Source organism: Fenollaria sporofastidiosus, assembly GCF_943169635.2.
Lineage (GTDB): Bacteria > Bacillota > Clostridia > Tissierellales > Peptoniphilaceae > Fenollaria > Fenollaria sporofastidiosus.
Genome location: NZ_OW968186.1, coordinates 13,460 through 29,763 on the forward strand (window position 1 = coordinate 13,460; position 16,304 = coordinate 29,763).

The 16,304-nt window shown below is 36.1% G+C and carries 14 protein-coding genes; all 14 read right to left on the reverse strand.

The window, feature by feature from the left end:
• Positions 1-3: 3 nt before the first annotated feature.
• The 14 genes from KO172_RS00120 to cdaA all read right to left on the reverse strand — a co-directional run bounded on the left by KO172_RS00120 (position 4) and on the right by cdaA (position 16,304).
• Complete coding sequence (locus KO172_RS00120; RefSeq protein WP_215491613.1) at positions 4-2,373, reverse strand: endonuclease MutS2; 2,370 nt, start codon at positions 2,371-2,373, stop codon at positions 4-6.
• Positions 2,374-2,381: 8 nt separating this feature from the next.
• On the reverse strand, positions 2,382-4,457 hold the full coding sequence (locus tag KO172_RS00125) for a U32 family peptidase (protein ID WP_215491614.1): 2,076 nt from the start codon (positions 4,455-4,457) through the stop codon (positions 2,382-2,384).
• Complete coding sequence (locus tag KO172_RS00130) at positions 4,447-4,920, reverse strand: cell division protein ZapA (RefSeq protein WP_215491615.1); 474 nt, start codon at positions 4,918-4,920, stop codon at positions 4,447-4,449. Before KO172_RS00130 ends, KO172_RS00125 begins: the two co-directional genes overlap by 11 nt.
• An 11-nt stretch (positions 4,921-4,931) precedes the next feature.
• Positions 4,932-7,307 carry a phenylalanine--tRNA ligase subunit beta gene (gene pheT / locus KO172_RS00135; RefSeq protein ID WP_215491616.1) on the reverse strand — a complete coding sequence of 792 codons (2,376 nt, stop codon included), beginning with the start codon at positions 7,305-7,307 and terminating at the stop codon, positions 4,932-4,934.
• A gap of 9 nt (positions 7,308-7,316) precedes the next feature.
• Entirely contained in the window at positions 7,317-8,339 is a 1,023-nt protein-coding gene (gene pheS / locus KO172_RS00140; protein ID WP_215491617.1) for a phenylalanine--tRNA ligase subunit alpha, read from the reverse strand.
• 36 nt (positions 8,340-8,375) lie between these two features.
• Entirely contained in the window at positions 8,376-9,131 is a 756-nt protein-coding gene (locus KO172_RS00145; protein WP_215491618.1) for a TrmH family RNA methyltransferase, read from the reverse strand.
• Positions 9,121-9,783 carry a potassium channel family protein gene (locus KO172_RS00150; protein ID WP_215491619.1) on the reverse strand — a complete coding sequence of 221 codons (663 nt, stop codon included), beginning with the start codon at positions 9,781-9,783 and terminating at the stop codon, positions 9,121-9,123. The genes KO172_RS00145 and KO172_RS00150 overlap by 11 nt, the downstream gene beginning before the upstream one ends.
• Before the next feature lie 8 nt (positions 9,784-9,791).
• Positions 9,792-11,135 (reverse strand): TrkH family potassium uptake protein, encoded by a 1,344-nt coding sequence (locus KO172_RS00155; protein WP_215491620.1) that lies wholly within the window; start codon positions 11,133-11,135, stop codon positions 9,792-9,794.
• 69 nt (positions 11,136-11,204) lie between these two features.
• On the reverse strand, positions 11,205-11,555 hold the full coding sequence (gene rplT, locus KO172_RS00160) for a 50S ribosomal protein L20 (RefSeq protein ID WP_019214969.1): 351 nt from the start codon (positions 11,553-11,555) through the stop codon (positions 11,205-11,207).
• 13 nt (positions 11,556-11,568) lie between these two features.
• On the reverse strand, positions 11,569-11,760 hold the full coding sequence (gene rpmI, locus KO172_RS00165; protein WP_215491621.1) for a 50S ribosomal protein L35: 192 nt from the start codon (positions 11,758-11,760) through the stop codon (positions 11,569-11,571).
• A gap of 11 nt (positions 11,761-11,771) precedes the next feature.
• Complete coding sequence (gene infC / locus KO172_RS00170; RefSeq protein WP_215493347.1) at positions 11,772-12,284, reverse strand: translation initiation factor IF-3; 513 nt, start codon at positions 12,282-12,284, stop codon at positions 11,772-11,774.
• A gap of 214 nt (positions 12,285-12,498) precedes the next feature.
• On the reverse strand, positions 12,499-14,040 hold the full coding sequence (locus KO172_RS00175; RefSeq protein WP_215491622.1) for an ATP-binding cassette domain-containing protein: 1,542 nt from the start codon (positions 14,038-14,040) through the stop codon (positions 12,499-12,501).
• A 199-nt stretch (positions 14,041-14,239) separates the two neighbouring features.
• The gene (locus KO172_RS00180) at positions 14,240-15,487 is read right to left on the reverse strand and encodes a CdaR family protein (protein WP_215491623.1); all 1,248 of its coding nucleotides are present in this window, start codon (positions 15,485-15,487) and stop codon (positions 14,240-14,242) included.
• Positions 15,444-16,304 (reverse strand): diadenylate cyclase CdaA, encoded by an 861-nt coding sequence (gene cdaA, locus KO172_RS00185; protein WP_215491624.1) that lies wholly within the window; start codon positions 16,302-16,304, stop codon positions 15,444-15,446. The genes KO172_RS00180 and cdaA overlap by 44 nt, the downstream gene beginning before the upstream one ends.

The window sequence follows — 16,304 nt, forward strand, 5'->3', positions numbered from 1 at the left end:
CTACTATTTAATAACTGCTACGGTAGCTCCTGATCCACCCTCCGTATAGTCTGCTTCTCTATATTCTACAACATGTTTGCTGTTTTGTAAATACTTTCTTATCGCTTCTCTAAGTGTGCCAGTGCCCTTGCCGTGAATAATTCGGACTTCTTTAAGCCTTGCAAGGTAGGCATCATCTAGATATTTGTCAAGTGCTAGTATCGCCTCATCAACAGTTCTTCCAATTAAATTTATTTCTGAATTAATATTTTGCGACTTTGCTTTGTTGATATTTTTCGCTTTTTTCTCAACCTTAACTTCTTCCTTTGACTCACTTCGTTCAATATCGTTAATATTGCTTCTAACGCTCATGATGCCAACTTGTATATTAAGGTCTCCCTTTTCATCAGGAAGCGTTTCTACTTCACCATACTTATCAATACTTATTATCCTAACACTTTCGCCTAGCTTGATATCCTTAGGCACTTCCTTAGTTCGCTTCTTATTGTCTTTAATCTTTAATCTGTTTTCATCTTCAAGATCTCTTAGGTAGTCCTTCGCCTCTTGTAGCCTCCTTCTATCCTCTTTTTTAGATAAGGACGATATGTCTTTTAGCTCATCAATTATGAAGGCGCTTTCATTCTTTGCTTTCTTAACTATCTCTCTCGCTTCTTCTTTCGCTTTGTTAATGATGGCTTCTTGTCTCTCTTCTAGTTTTTTATTCTTAGCTGCTAATTTTTCTCTTAGCTTTTCTATCTCTTCACTATCTTCGTTAATCTTTAAGCGTTTATTTTCAATCTCAGTTCTATCTTCTTCGATGGCCTTAAGTACATCTTCGAAGCGTGTATCATTTTCATTAAGTAGTTCTTTTGCGCTATCAATAATCTTTTGATCAAGTCCAAGCCTCTTCGATATTTCAAATGCATTTGACTTGCCCGGTATGCCTATGATTAGTTTATATGTTGGTGAGAGTGTATCGACATTGAACTCCATTGATGCGTTCTTCACGCCCTCGCTCGTAAGTGCATAAAACTTTATCTGCGAGTAGTGTGTCGTCGCCATAGTCCTAATCCTTCGCTCTCTAAAGAGCTTTAATATGGATATGGCAAGTGCCGCGCCCTCTGTTGGATCGGTACCTGCACCTAGTTCGTCGAATAAAACTAAGTCATTATACTGTGCATTCTCAACTATGTGCACAATGTTCTTCATATGTGAGGAGAATGTTGACAGAGACTGCTCTATCGATTGCTCATCACCTATATCTGCATAAACCTTGTCAAAGACTGCTACTGATGAGTTGTTATCGCACGGAATATTTAAACCTGACTTCGCCATAAGTGTAATCAATCCTACTGTCTTTAAGCTAACCGTCTTACCGCCTGTGTTAGGTCCAGTGATGATGAGTGATGTGTACTCATCTCCAAGTTCAACCGTTGTTGGCACTACCTTATCACTCGCTATAAGTGGGTGCCTTGCATTTTTTAAGTTGACATAGCCTCTGTCATTAAGTATTGGCTCTGTCGCCCTCATCTCTCTAGCAAGTCTTGCCTTGGCAAATATAAATGAGATGCTTCTTAAAGCTTCTTCGTTCGTTTCAAGGTAGTCTTTGTACTCTGAGACCTCGCTTGATAATTCGTAAAGAATCCTTTCTATCTCTTTCTTCTCTTCGTTTTCAAGCTCCCTTAGCTCGTTATTTAATTTAACGACTGCCATCGGCTCAATAAAAACTGTAGATCCCTTTTGAGATATGTCGTGTATCATACCCTCAACGCTTGACCTATACTCGTTTTTAACAGGAATTACATACCTGCCTTCACGCATAGTAACTATTGCGTCTTGTAAATATTTTTTTGTTTTATCACTTGTTATATATGAATTTAATTTTTCTTCTATTGCTTGGTTCTTAAGTTTCTTGCTTCGCCTTATGCTTCTTAAAGCACTAGAGGCATTATCTGCAAGTTCATCTCTCGAAACTATAGCCATGCTAAGCTTTTTCTTAAGGTCCTCAAGAACCGCAAGGCTGTCATAAAGCCTTCTTAAGTGATTTAGCTTTAAGTTTTCATCTTCTATAGCTGTCTTTAAATATCTCTTAATTGATCCAACTAGGAAGATGTTTTGCATTATATCATATAAATCTTCTATGAATAACATCGATCCAAGACTTGCCTTCGATACTAGATGCTTTATGTGCGATGCAGCTGAGTAATCAATGTCACCGTACCTAACTAAAACCCTGTAGGCTTCGGATGTTTCTTCTTGCATACGCCTTATCTCATCTATCTCGTTTGATGGCTCAAGATTCTCTGCCAAGTCTCTTGCAAGCTCACCTTCAGTCAAGTCTAAAAGCATTTCTATTATTTTGTCATATTCTAAAACTTTGAGTGCTTTGTCCATTTATTCACCTATAAAACTCTTTTGTAGTAATGCGCTCTAGTAAAACTTTCTATCGCGTCTATTCCATCTCCATTATTAATCTTGTCTATATATTCATTGATTTTTTTATAATCACTTTCATTATCAAGGTCAATGATAATGCTTGTAGTTCCTAATTTTTTCATGTCATCCATCTTGTCTAGCATAAAAATTTTTTGTGAGTTATAAATCTTAGTATAATTATTTTCTCGTCTAAACTTGTAACGTTCCTTATCCTCATATACAAGCTCATTCGCCTTGTTTATAGGGCAAGTCTCACACCTTTGGTCGCAGTCACTTCTAATATTTGCTAATGGGCAGGCCTTGCTCATCATAACAATTGGATATCCATATGCCCACAGTCTTGTTTCAAGACCGTAGTTCATAATTTTTTCCATCTGAGCTAATGTCATCTCAAGCGAGTATGTAAAGCCTGAGAAATTATTTTCACTCATGTACTTCGCAGCTTCCGAGTTAAAGACATTCATCATGTATGATACATAGAATTTTTTATTAAAGCTCTTTAACTTTTGATAAGCACCTAGCTCACTTATTTCTATAGAGTCAATGTCTCCTTTGTACTGACTAAGAAGCTCGTAGTACTCATCAAGGTCTTCGTCGCTTGCTGCGTTTGATGTATATACTTCTTTATTTATATTAACTTTACTTAGGTAAGTAAGATTTTCCTTGTTTAGATATAGACTCAGTGTATCAACCTTGTCTATGTCTATGCCTTCAAGATCTTTATAAGATGAAGCTCTAAGAATAATTTTTTGCTTAGCACATTTTTTATTCTCATAAGGAGTCAAGATATCTTTTTTCTTTGTATCAATATTAACTCCCTTGAAATCTTTTTTCAGAAGCTCCTCTATAAGATCTCTTCTTAAGGATTTAAGCTCCTTAACTGGTATGAAAGCATCTTCATCCACATCAAGTACAGCTTCTGTAACATATAAAAAATCTATACCAGTTTTTATGATAGGATCAGTAATTTTTTCTCTATCTAGTGAAGCTGTCTTTGCTTTTTGAACTATGTATTCAGACTCTTTGGTATATTCTTCATTCATATAATGAAGCGTTAAAATTATTTTTTCGCCTATCTTTGCTTTTAAATCAAAGCTAATATTCTTCTTTGCAAATGAAAAATCATTAAGTTCAAAGCCGCCTTCAAAGTGTTTCTTTTCTTTAATAAGCATATTGTCCATCTTATCTTTTAAGATATGCCCCTTAGTAAAGCCTCTGTTAAAGACTTCATCAAGTTTATGCTCGCTCTCAAAGCCTAGAATTTTATCCTTATATAGTTTAGTCACCAGATAAACATAAGAAGGATTCTTCATGCGGCCCTCTATCTTTAAACTATCGACAGTGCCAATAAGCTTATCAAGAGAGTCCAAAGTGTTTAGGTCATACTCCGATATAGCATAAACCTTTTCACTAAGTAGTCTTCCCTCGCTATAGACGTCGTACATCTTGCGGCATGGCTGTGCACATGTGCCGCGGTTACCGGACCTCTCACCTATAAGTGAGCTCATTAAGCATTGACCAGAGACTGCGTAGCAAAGCGCTCCATGAACAAAGGCCTCAAGCTCTATATCTTTCTCGGCAGCCTTCTCTAAGAATCTGTAGTCCTTCTCACGTGCTATGACCGCTCTTTGAAAGCCATTCTCAATTGCCCAGTCTATACTTGCAAGGTTTGCTATGTTTAGCTGTGTTGACGCATGCACCTCAACGCCTGGTAAATATTTTTTAACAAGCGAAATCAAACCAAGATCAGTAATTATAAAAGCGTCGACACCCATGTTCTTGTAATGCTCTATCAAGAATAAGGCGTCAACTACTTCCTTGTCATCTAAAATAATATTTACTGTCATGCAAAGTTTGATCTCGTAAAGCTTTGCAAGCTCTATCATAGACTTTATCTCGTCATCTGTAATTCCTTTAGCAAAGCGTCTTGCGTTGAAATTTTCACTTCCAAAATAAACCTCATCAGCACCCGCTTTAAGCGCTGCAATGAACGCTTCGTAGGTGCCGACAGGGCTTAGTACTTTTGTCTTTTTATTTAACATTATTGTTCTTATTTTTTGAATTGTTATCGATTTTTGTATTTTTTGCGTCAGCGTCTTGTGAATTTGTTCCTTCTTTAATGCGGCTTAGCTGTTGATAAAGGTCTTCAGTGTTTAACTTTGTCTTAACAAGCTCGTCCGCCTTGTTATTAAGCTCTTCTTGAAGCTTTTCTATCTTATTAAGAGCTTCTTGATATGCTTCGTTGAGATCCATGTACTCTTGAGACTTATTTATAGGAGTGCTCTCATACTCACTTAGCTTCTTTTGAGCTTTAAATAATTCATCAGTTACGTTGACAGTCGCAAGGGTTGTTGCCATAAGCGAGTCAAGTCTTGGATTATTAGCTAAAAGATCCTTTATTAACTTATTAACATAGTATGCAATATCTGATACATACTTTTCATCATACTCCGAACGAATATTAAAATCTCTTCCGTTTATATGAACGGTTACTCTCTCTGGCATATCCTACCTCCTTACTTTCTTAAGATGGCAGCGAATTTATCTTCAAGTGAAGCTAAAATTTCGCTCTCAACCTTTTGTATATCTTTATCTTTAAGAGTCTTTTCGCCTTGATACTTGATCTTGAAAGCTAGTGACTTCTTGTCAGCTCCAAGTTTATCTGACTTGTATACGTCAAAAATTTGTACATCTTTAACGATATCAAAGCCGTGCGATAAAATTTCTTTTTTAACATCGCCAAATGGCACAGCGTCATCTATAACTATAGCGTAGTCTCTCTTAACTGCAGGGAATTTATTTATCTTGACATATTTTCTCTCTAGATTAACTAGTGGATATATCTTTTCTAAGTCAAGCTCCATTACATAAACATCTGTCTTTATTGAGAAGTTATCGCAAACAGCGTAGTCAACTTGACCAAGGCTTGCAAATTTTTCACCATTGACGTAAAAGTCTGCGCTTCTTCCCTTGTGGAATATACTTGTCTCGCTACTTCTCTTTACTTCGTAATCTTCTATAGCAAGTCCCTCTAGTATCTTAACTAAAACGTCCTTAATCATGTAGAAGTCACCATAACCGTAGAAGCCTACAGACATAGTCTTGTTCTCAATATACTTGCTGCCTTCTTTTTCAAATGTGTTTCCAAATTCAAAGAAAGCACCTTTTTCGTTCATATTGTTGATGTTTAGTGATAAAACTTTAAGCATGTTTGCGATAAGCGTTGTCCTCATCGCTCTAAAGTCTTCACCAAGTGGATTGATCAGCTCAATATATTTTCTAAACTCATGATTCTCTTTTAAATTTAATGCATCATAGTTCTTTGGACTGATGAATGAATAAGTTAGTATCTCATCCATGCCTTGACCTATAAGCAAAGTCTTGATGTGTTTATCGATTTGTCTCTTGTAGTCAAGCATACCAACTGATGTCTCTGACTTGATAGGCTTTGCTTCGATATTGTGGAAGCCATAGATACGTCCAACTTCTTCAGCTATATCTTCTTCAATAGCAAGGTCTGTTCTGTAATATGGTGACTTCGAAATTAGAAGTCCATCTTCATACTTTGTTTCAATGCTAAGCCTTGATAGATTATCAAGCATAGTCTCAACACTTAAGTCGCTTCCAAGCAAATTATTAATTCTAGCTGGATCAGACTTAATCACTTCATCTTTTTCTTCATAGTTAACGATGTCATAATAACCATCGACTAATGTACCAACGCCAAGTAGCTCTATTAGATAAGCAGCTCTATCAACTGCCTTCTTAGCCATTAAAGGTGAAATTCCTTTTTCAAATCTATTAGAAGCTTCAGTTCTTAAACTAAGTCTCTTTGATGTATATCTTATTTGAGATCTGTTAAAGCTTGCGCCTTCAAGCATGATAGTCTCAGTTGCATCTGTGATAGATGAGTCAAGTCCGCCCATGATGCCACCTAGTGCAAGGTTCTCACTTCCATCTGTAATAACAATGTCTTCAGGCTTTAAATCTCTTTCTACTTCATCAAGTGTAGTGAACTTTTCTTCTTTAGCATTCTTTACATGAATTTCATTAGTTTTAATTGTGTTCACATCGAAAGCATGAAGCGGCTCTCCAAGTTCAAGCATTACATAGTTTGTAATATCAACGATATTATTGATAGGTCTAACGCCAGACTCCATAAGTCTTTGTTGCATCCAAAGTGGAGATAAAGCAATCTTTACATCTTTTACGACTCTTGCGCAATATCTTAAGCAGTCCTTTGTATCGATAGTGATATCTTTAATGTATTTTTTGATATCATCAGAGTCTTTTGCTTCACTATACACAGGCTCTTTCAAATCTGTATTAAATGTAGCCTTTGCTTCCCTAGCCATACCTAAAACGCTTAGGCAGTCAGGCCTGTTTGGTGTAATCTCTATATCTAAAACTTTTTCATCTAAGGCTAAAACTTCTCTTATATCTTTGCCTATAGGAGTGTCCTCATCAAGAATTAAAACTCCTTCAGCTACTTTTTTATTAATTACATTTGTATCGTATCCAAGTTCAGCTAGTGAGCAGAACATACCATATGAAACTACTCCTCTAAAGTCGTGCTCTTCAATTTTATTTCCGCCAGCAATTATTGCTCCAACTGTTGCAAGCGGAACTATGTCGCCTTCTTTAACATTTGGTGCGGCAGTAACTATAACTACTTCACCCTTGCCATCATCTACGTAGCACACTCTTAATTTATCAGCATCTGGATGCTTTTCTATGCGTTTAATTTTGACAGTGATAACGCCTTCAAGGCCTTTAAACGAGTCAACAATACCATCTACATGAGAACCTGTTAAAGTGATGTCTTCAGCTAGCTTTTTATTGTCACAATCAATATTTACATAATCTTTTAGCCATCTAATTGGTAATAACATATCGTCCTCCTAAAACTCATCTAAAAATCTTTGATCGTTTTCGTAAAGCAATCTTATATCATTGATGCCGTACGAAACCATTGTAATTCTGTCTACGCCAAAACCAAAGGCAAAGCCAGAGTACTTCTTTGGATCTATGCCGCAGTTTCTAAGTACATTTGGATGCACCATGCCGCAGCCTAGTAATTCCATGGACCAGCCAGTTCCACCGCAGAATTCGCATCCTTCGCCACCGCACTTGTGACAAGTTACGTCAACTTCCATGCTTGGCTCTGTGAATGGGAAGTGATGCGGTCTATATCTTGTTTGTATCTTCTCTCCTAAAAGTTCTCTAACAAATTGATCTATAGTAAACTTTAAATTTGCAAGAGAAATATTCTCTCCAACTACAAGACCTTCCATTTGGTAGAACATTGGTGAGTGAGTGTTATCAACATCATCGAATCTAAAAGTTCTTCCGCATGAAACCATCTTTAGTGGTGCTCCATACTTTTTCATAGCTCTAATTTGTACTGGTGATGTTTGTGTTCTTAATAATGTTTCTTTATCTATATAGAAAGTATCAGACATATCTCTTGAAGGGTGATCTTGTGGCGCATTAAGTAAGTCAAAGTTGTTTTCTACAGTTTCAATCTCAGGTCCTTCTATAACCTTAAAACCCATCCTCATAAATAAGTCTTCAAGTTTTTCCTTTACCTTGATTAATGGATGCTCGTGTCCAAGTGAAACTATATCTTTGTCAATACTTATGTCCAAAGTCTCTTCATCTAATCTTTTTTCTCTTTCAAGAGCGTTTAAGCTGTCAAATTTGTTCTTAAGTAGAGCTTCAATGTCTTCTCTAACCTCATTAGCAAGTTGACCCATAACAGGCCTTTCTTCAGCTGATAGCGAGCCCATCTTCTTAAGTATGGCTGTTAAGTCGCCTTTCTTACCTAAGAATTTAACTCTTAGCTCTTCTAAACTCTTTAAGTCTTTTGCTTCTTCAATCAAAGCTTTGGCTTCGCCTTTAATTTTTAATAGTTCTTCTTTCATATGCTTCCTCCGATACTTTTATTATACCACATATTGTTAGTCTTGCATTAAATATCTTTCGTATATAATAATAGAGCTTGCTACAGCTAAATTAAGTGATTCGAGCCTTCCAGTATTGGCTATGGTGATCGTGTCATCACTCATCTTAAAAGCTTCATCCGTTAAGCCACTACCTTCATTACCCATAAGTATAAAGGCCTTCTCATCTGTATAGCCTATGGCCTTGCCTCGTGGTGATGTAGAGTAAACTTTGTAGCCATGCTCTTTAAATTTATTTATTATGCTTAGATCCTCATAGTGAACATCAACTAAGAAGATGGCTCCCATAGACGCGCGTAAAACTTTTTCGTTATAAACGTCACATGAGTTCTTAGACAAGATAAGTGTCCTTACATCAAAGGATGCCGCGCTTCTAATTATCGTTCCTAAATTGCCTGGATCTTGTATATCTTCCAAGTACAAAACTGTTTTTTCATCAAAATCATATTCTTCGTTTATGTTTTCTTTACAAACGGCGATTATGCCTTGAGATGTAACAGTATCTTGAAGACTTTTAAATAAATTGTTTTCAATTCTTACAATATCATAAGACTTATCAGATATGTATTCATCGTCAAAGTCTTCGTTAATAAGTATGTACACTATAGACGCACAGCGTTCTATAGCTTCATAAACCAATCTTTTACCTTCAAGCACAAACATAGAATTCTTCTTTCTATATTTTGCTTTCTTTAAGGAGTTAATCAGCTTATAAATTTTGTTGTCCTTAGATGTGATAAGGCTACTTCTCATTTTGAGAGTCCTTTTCCAAGGCACTTATATCATCAACTTGGCCAAGAAGCACCAAAACATCTCCAGCTTCAAGACCCTTGTCAGGTTTCGGTGAAACATCAATCTTGTCCTCGTTCTTGATAGCGATAACGTTAACACCGTAGATATTTCTTAATTTAATATCAAGTAGTGACTTACCTATCCACGACTTAAGTATCCTAACTTCGGCGATGGAATACTCACTAGAAAGTTCGATGTAGTCAATGATGTTTTTAAATGTTAGGTTATGTGCAAGCCTTGTACCCATATCTCTTTCAGGAAATATAATCTTGTTTGCGCCTATCTTAGATAGTACCTTACCATGTGACTCACTAGTAGCCTTGGCAATGATTGTTTTAATGCCAAGCTCCTTACATGTAAGAGTCGCAATGATACTTGCTTCAAGGTCTGAACCTATGCTAATGATGGCAACATCAAAGTTTGATAGACCTATCTCCTTAAGTGCCATCTCATTTTTCGCATCCGCTTCAATAGCGTGAGTAACATAGTCAGCAACTTCACTTACTAAAGCTGGGTCGTAGTCTATAGCTAAGACCTCGTGACCTATCCTTGAAAGCTCCTTCGAAAGTGCCATACCAAATCTTCCAAGTCCAATTATTACAAATGATTTCATATATCCTCCTATCCAACCATAAGGTTGCCTGGTGCATTTCTATAATCTCTCTTCTTGTTTTTCCTTGCAAAAGCGTATGCCATGGTAAGTGGTCCAACCCTGCCTATATACATAGTAAGAGTTATTATCAGTCTTCCAAGAGTGCTAAGCTTTTCAGTTACGCCTATAGTCAAGCCGACAGTACCGAAGGCCGATGTTGATTCGAAAAGTAGATTTATAAACTTTATAGAACTGTCAGTAATAGTTAGTATGATAGCTGTTGAAAAAACTATAGCTAAGCCTATCAAAAATATCGATACAGCTCTCTTAATAGTTTCGAATGGCAGTCTTCTCTTTAGACAGTTAACATCTTCCTCGCCCTTTACTACTGATATAGTTGTTAATAAAAGACAAGCGAATGTTGTTGTCTTAACACCACCTGCTGTTGAGCCCGGCGAGCCGCCTATAAACATAAGCATTATAGTTGAGAATATAGTTGTCTCTCTAATCTTTGACATATCTACAGAATAGAAGCCTGCAGTTCTTGGCGAGACACTTTGGAAAAGTGAGTTCGCAAGTCTTTGTGGAAAGCTCATAGCTGCTAAAGTGCCAGGATTTGTACTTTCAAATAGCAAAAAGCTAAGTGTGCCTATGAGTAAAAGTGATCCTGTCATAATTAGTACCACTTTAGAGTGAAGTGTTAGCTTTCTTAATCTGTCCTTAGCTAATAGGTCTGCATAAACAGTAAAGCCTAGTCCGCCAAATATTATTAATACAGACAGTACTAATAAGACATAGTAATCATGTTGAAAGCTAAGCAAGGAGTCACCAAGTATATCAAAGCCCGCGTTGCAGTATGCGCTAATTGAGTGGAATATACTAAATGCCACACCCTTTCCTAGTCCATACATAGGTACAAAGCGAAGTGAAAGTAGAATTGATCCCATCATCTCAAGAAAGAAAGTGTAGCCAATAACCTTCTTTGTTAGCTTAACTATGCCCTGTATAGATTCAGTATTTAGTTGCTCCTTAATCATAAGTCTTTCCTTAAAGGAAATCTTCTTACCCATAATGATGTAGCCAACAGTTGCAAGTGTCATTATGCCAAGGCCGCCAAACTGTATCAAGGTAATGATGACAAGTTGACCAAAAGGCGTAAAATCCTTAGCAGTATTAAGAACTGTAAGGCCTGTTACACACACAGCAGATGCTGATGTGAACAAACTATTGACATAGCCTATGGCTTTGCCACTAGACGAGGCAATAGGTAAGTTTAAAAGCACACTGCCTATAATGATTAAGGATAGAAAACCCAGTGCCAATACTTGTGGTGGGTTTAATGTATCTTTAAATAGTTTTTTTCTTATTTCCATAAATACATTTTACTACAAATCAAGAATTTTTGCCATATAGAAAAGAAAAAGTTCCCATAAATGAGAACTTTAAGCATTCTTTGCCATATCAACTAAATTCTTAAAGCTTTCTTTATCATGAATAGCCATTTCGGAAAGCATTTTTCTGTTTATGTCAATATTTAATTTCTTTAAACCACCGATAAATTTGCTATAGCTCATATCGTTTACTCTGCATTCAGCATTGATTCTAGCTATCCAAAGTTTTCTGAAGTCTCTCTTTCTGTTCTTTCTACCGATATATGCATAGCTTAGTGACTTCATAACTGCTTCGTTAGCAGTTCTAAATAGCTTGCTCTTTGCGCCGAAATATCCTTTAGCTTGTTTTAAAACTTTTTTATGATTCTTTTTTGCATTTACTGCTCTTTTAACTCTAGCCATATTTATCCTCCTATTACAATATCATAGAGTCGATTCTCTTTTGATCGCCCTTTGATACTAATGATCCTTTTCTTAAGTTTCTTACTCTCTTTGCAGATTTCTTTCCTGTTAAGTGTCCTTTGTATGCTTTAAATCTTTTTAATTTACCAGAGGCTGTTCTTTTAAATCTCTTTGCAGACGCTCTGTGTGTTTTCATCTTTGCCATTTGTATTCCTCCTAATTTTTATTATTTTGAGCAACAGTCATAGACATGTTTCTTCCTTCTAACTTAGGTGCTTTTTCAACCATAGCTTCAGGACCTAATAGCTCTATAAATTGATCAAGAACTTCTCTTCCAAGCTCAGTATGTCCCATCTCTCTACCTCTAAAGCGAACGGACACCTTAACCTTGTCTCCATTTTGAATAAACTTTAATGTTGTTCTAGCTTTAACATTTAAGTCGTGATCTTCAATGTTTGGAGTCATTCTGATCTCTTTAATATTGATAACTTTTTGTTTCTTCTTTGCTTCCTTGTTCTTCTTTTGAAGTTCATATCTGTACTTACCGTAGTCCATGACCTTACAAACAACAGGGTCAGCATTCGGAGAAACCATTACAAGGTCCAATTTAGCATTTTGTGCTATCTCTAAAGCCTTATCGTTGTCGACAATACCATATTGAGTTCCGTCTTCACCAATAAGTCTTACTTTTGGATTTCTAATCTCTTCGTTGATTAGTAGCTCTTTAATTGTTTACACCTCCATTAAAAAAACGGGCATGAAAAAATGCCCGTACAATACAATTAATTAACCTTATGAACAACCGGTTATAAGGTGAGAAAGCATTTTCTTCTTGTTTTATTATTCTTTACTCATATAGTATATACTCACGCAGAACGTTTGTCAAGTACTTTTTTTGTTTTCACAAAATATTTTTTGCTATGACAATGCTGCCTCGCTTATACTATATGTTTATATTAACATTAATGAGTCCACTTGTCAAGTCGTCGTGACTGATGATGAAGCATATCCTTTCGTCTCTAGTCTCATTTAAGTAATCGTATATCTCTTTCGTTGATTCCTTGTCAATGTTTGAGCATATCTCATCCAAAACTAATACGTCAGGATTTTTTAGTAATGACCTTGCAAATGATATCTTTTGCTTTTCTCCTCCAGATAGATTTGAGCCGCCCATAAGTATATCATCATCAAGGGACTTCTTCTCAAGTATAGATCTGATGAATTGATTTTCTTCTAAGTCGATGTGACTGCCATCATCAAAATCAAGTAGAAGGTTCTTCCTTAGTGAGCCGTTGACTATAGGCGCGTTTTGCACTACATATTCAATACGATCTCTTATGTCTTCGTTTTTGCACTTGTCGATATCTATGCCATTCACTTTAATTATCTTAACGTCTCTAAATTTTACTAGGCTTTTGGCAAATGTACTCTTGCCACTACCATTGGCTCCGTTGATTCTAACTATGTCGCCCTTCTTAAGCCTTGCCTTTGCGTTAAAGTCAAGCTTCATATCTTTGATATTTATACCATTGACATCAAGTTCTATATCATTTATTGCATCAATAGCTTCTTTCCCATCACTTTCTTTATTTGAAATGAGTTCTTTTTCAAAATCTTTTGCTATATCAAAATTTCTCTTTTCGATATTTGAATTAGTTATGGTCGAGACATTAGCAAAGTAAAGTGGGAAGATTAAAGTAACGAGTATGATTGAGTAAATGCTGCTGCTATGCGCCATGTAGTCATAAACAACTATCAGTAAAAGAAGTGTTTTTATAATCTCGTTAATGCCTTCTAAGACCACTGTCATCGACTGAGCGTATTCATTGACCCTTGCCATGCTACCATAAACCTTTTCTGTCGCTGGTTCTAATTTATTGTAAATCACAGACTTATCAGAAAGCTGCTTTACATAGTCAACTTCTTGTACATAAGAAAGTATCTCTTGAAAGCCCATGCCAGTCATCTTTTGCATCTCTTCAGACTTTTTCTTAAGCTTCTTATTTAATAATTTATATCCAAAATAGTTTATAGGCAGCGCCAAAAACATTATCAAGGCTAAATACAAATTTACATTTGCAATTAAAATTAAGCATACTAAGGCAACTAAAAACGAGGAAAATATCTGTATGTAGCCATTCATCATAAAGGAGTAGATGCTATTAACAGAGATTGATGCCCTCTCTAGTAAGTTCATAGCTCCTTTTTCGATTATACTGTCGTAGTTCATATTAAAAATGTTTTTTATGTATGAAATGAAATTGCCTTTGTTATACTCCTTTGCAAACTTTTCTCTAAAAATTGTGAATAGTATCGTTAGCAGTTTTGAGGCAAGTATAAGTAAGACTATGAATACTATCTTCTTCGTATCAAGCGGCGTGCCATTTGCCTTCCATAGCTGAATGAATATCGGGGCAAGTAGTGCTGATATCGATGAAAACAGTATCAATATAAACATGATTATAAAAAATTTTTTGTACTTCATAAGATCCTCCCTTGTAATGATTTAGCAAAATAAATTATTATTAATTGTATTATACCACCCACCCCTAAAATATACAAGCAATATCACTATATTAATACGAATATCTTATACTTTGCTTGTTTATTATAATCTTCTCTTATATAGTTGCAAAAGAAAACTGAGTAAGATCTCTTACTCAGTTTTCTTGTATTAATTAATATTAATTACTTTTCATTGCAAAGTCTAGGCTTATTGTGTTGTTAAGTATGTTCATATACTCTTTGTCTGTTACTAGTTCAAGCTTTAATTGCTCTTTGCCCTCTACTGTTACGTTCGATGCGTCTGCCCTAAGCTTAAATGTATCTTCGTCTATCTTATCTAAGACTGACTTGTATCCTTTCAAGCGCAATGTGATAAACTTATCGTTTGTATCTTTTAGTTCGAAGTCATCACTTAAGTTTACTAGCTCAAGGTTTGCAAGTGGCACCTTAATTTCTCTTTCTGCCTCTTCTTCTACTTCATAAGTAACGCTTATCTTAACGTTCTCATCAAGTAGTTCAACTCCCTTAGGTAGTATAGGCTTAACTATAAGCTCGCCGTCCTTAGGTTCGACTGCGTCGTTAACCTCTATCTTCTCTGTCTTGATTGAGCTAATGCCATCGATATCGTCTTGGCCTTTGATAACTAATTTTTGCGGATTAGTTTTGATATTAACTATCTTGTAATTACTTGGCAAATGGCTTACAAAATCTGTTTCGATAGGAACTGATTTTGTTTTATCTATCTGTGCATTGATATTAACCACTTGTGGATATAGGCTCACTTGATCTATCTGATTATCTTTTATATCTACCGCATATAATTTACTTGATATTGTAAATGTTTTATCCTTGTTTGTTAAATCTATCTCTGCGATGACTTTGTCTACCTTTGCTAAATAGCTTTCTGGTCCAGTCAATTTAACATTCTCCACGTCCATGGATATGTCGGAGAGAGCATGATTTTCTTTAACCTCGCCTTTTTGTCTTACCTCTATAGGTTTCTTATATGACTCGACGCTGTCAAGGTTGAATATAATCTCTGACGGTCCCACTGATGTAACTTGTAGTGTGTTGTACTGACCAATGATCTCTGCCTTAACGGGCACTCTTGCTTGTCCTGCGCTGTATCCTCTAAAGTCTATGGCTGCCTTGATGTTGTTTTCGTTTATATTGTCAAGTTCGCTCTTCTTACCTTTTACTTGAACTGAAACTTTTGCCTCATTTGGTCCAAGGTTAACAAGCTTTGTATTGTTAAGGTAGTCAAGGCTCTTAAACGCAACTGTTATGTTTCTATATGTCCTTGTTTCTTCTGGGTTAACAAGTCCCATAACATAGTACCAAAGGAAGATGGCAATGATGACTGAAACTACTTTTGCAATGATATTACTCTTGTTCTTGATCTTGAACTTCTTCATCTTGAACTTCATCTTTTGCCCTCCATTTGAATAATGTTTTTTCTTCGTTACTTTCTGGTAAGTAGACGCTTAATAGTTTTTCTCTAAGTGTGTTCTCGTCTAAGTATCTAGAGATAACACCTTCTTCTGCTGTGGAGATGGATCCTGTCTCTTCGGATACAATAACTGCAAGCGCGTCACTCATCTCTGTTACGCCAAGTGCTGCTCTGTGTCTTGTGCCAAGCTCTCTTGGTACGTTTTGATTGTCTGTAAGCGGCAAGAAGCACGCTGCGGCTCTGATCTTATCGCTCTTAATAACAACCGCTCCGTCGTGTAGAGGAGTGTTAGGTATAAAGATGTTGATAAGTAGGTCGCTTGAAACAAGGCCATCGATATCAGTACCTGTATCGACTATCTCATTAAGACCAGTCTTTCTCTCGATAACTATAAGTGCGCCTATCTTTTGTCTTGATAGTGATAGACAGGCGTCTACTATCTCGTTAACTGTTTTTGAAAAATTTTCTTTTTTAAACTCGGAAATTGATTTGGAAAAGAACTTCATCCTTCCTATATACTCAAGTCCACGTCTCAACTCTGGCTGAAATACAACAACTAAAGCGATAAGACCTACATTGAATAGGTTCTCGATTAACCACCTAAGTGTATATAGGTGAAAGACTTCACTTAGCTTTGTAACTATAAGCAAGGCCAAGAAGCCTTTTGTTAGCTGCTCGGCTCTTGTTTGCTTTACAAGCTTGTATAGTTGATATATTATAAGCGCGATAATTGTGATGTCGATAAGGTAGCTGAGTTTAAAATTTACAAATATATCGCTAATTTGTCCTAACAT

Bases quoted from the DNA above. Each gene is read 5' to 3' on its own strand.
- KO172_RS00120 (WP_215491613.1), bottom strand. From the start codon at position 2,373: ATGGACAAAGCACTCAAAGTTTTAGAATATGACAAAATAATAGAAATG.
- KO172_RS00125 (WP_215491614.1), bottom strand. From the start codon at position 4,457: ATGTTAAATAAAAAGACAAAAGTACTAAGCCCTGTCGGCACCTACGAA.
- KO172_RS00130 (WP_215491615.1), bottom strand. From the start codon at position 4,920: ATGCCAGAGAGAGTAACCGTTCATATAAACGGAAGAGATTTTAATATT.
- pheT (WP_215491616.1), bottom strand. From the start codon at position 7,307: ATGTTATTACCAATTAGATGGCTAAAAGATTATGTAAATATTGATTGT.
- pheS (WP_215491617.1), bottom strand. From the start codon at position 8,339: ATGAAAGAAGAACTATTAAAAATTAAAGGCGAAGCCAAAGCTTTGATT.
- KO172_RS00145 (WP_215491618.1), bottom strand. From the start codon at position 9,131: ATGAGAAGTAGCCTTATCACATCTAAGGACAACAAAATTTATAAGCTG.
- KO172_RS00150 (WP_215491619.1), bottom strand. From the start codon at position 9,783: ATGAAATCATTTGTAATAATTGGACTTGGAAGATTTGGTATGGCACTT.
- KO172_RS00155 (WP_215491620.1), bottom strand. From the start codon at position 11,135: ATGGAAATAAGAAAAAAACTATTTAAAGATACATTAAACCCACCACAA.
- rplT (WP_019214969.1), bottom strand. From the start codon at position 11,555: ATGGCTAGAGTTAAAAGAGCAGTAAATGCAAAAAAGAATCATAAAAAA.
- rpmI (WP_215491621.1), bottom strand. From the start codon at position 11,760: ATGGCAAAGATGAAAACACACAGAGCGTCTGCAAAGAGATTTAAAAGA.
- KO172_RS00175 (WP_215491622.1), bottom strand. From the start codon at position 14,040: ATGAAGTACAAAAAATTTTTTATAATCATGTTTATATTGATACTGTTT.
- KO172_RS00180 (WP_215491623.1), bottom strand. From the start codon at position 15,487: ATGAAGTTCAAGATGAAGAAGTTCAAGATCAAGAACAAGAGTAATATC.
- cdaA (WP_215491624.1), bottom strand. From the start codon at position 16,304: ATGTTAGGACAAATTAGCGATATATTTGTAAATTTTAAACTCAGCTAC.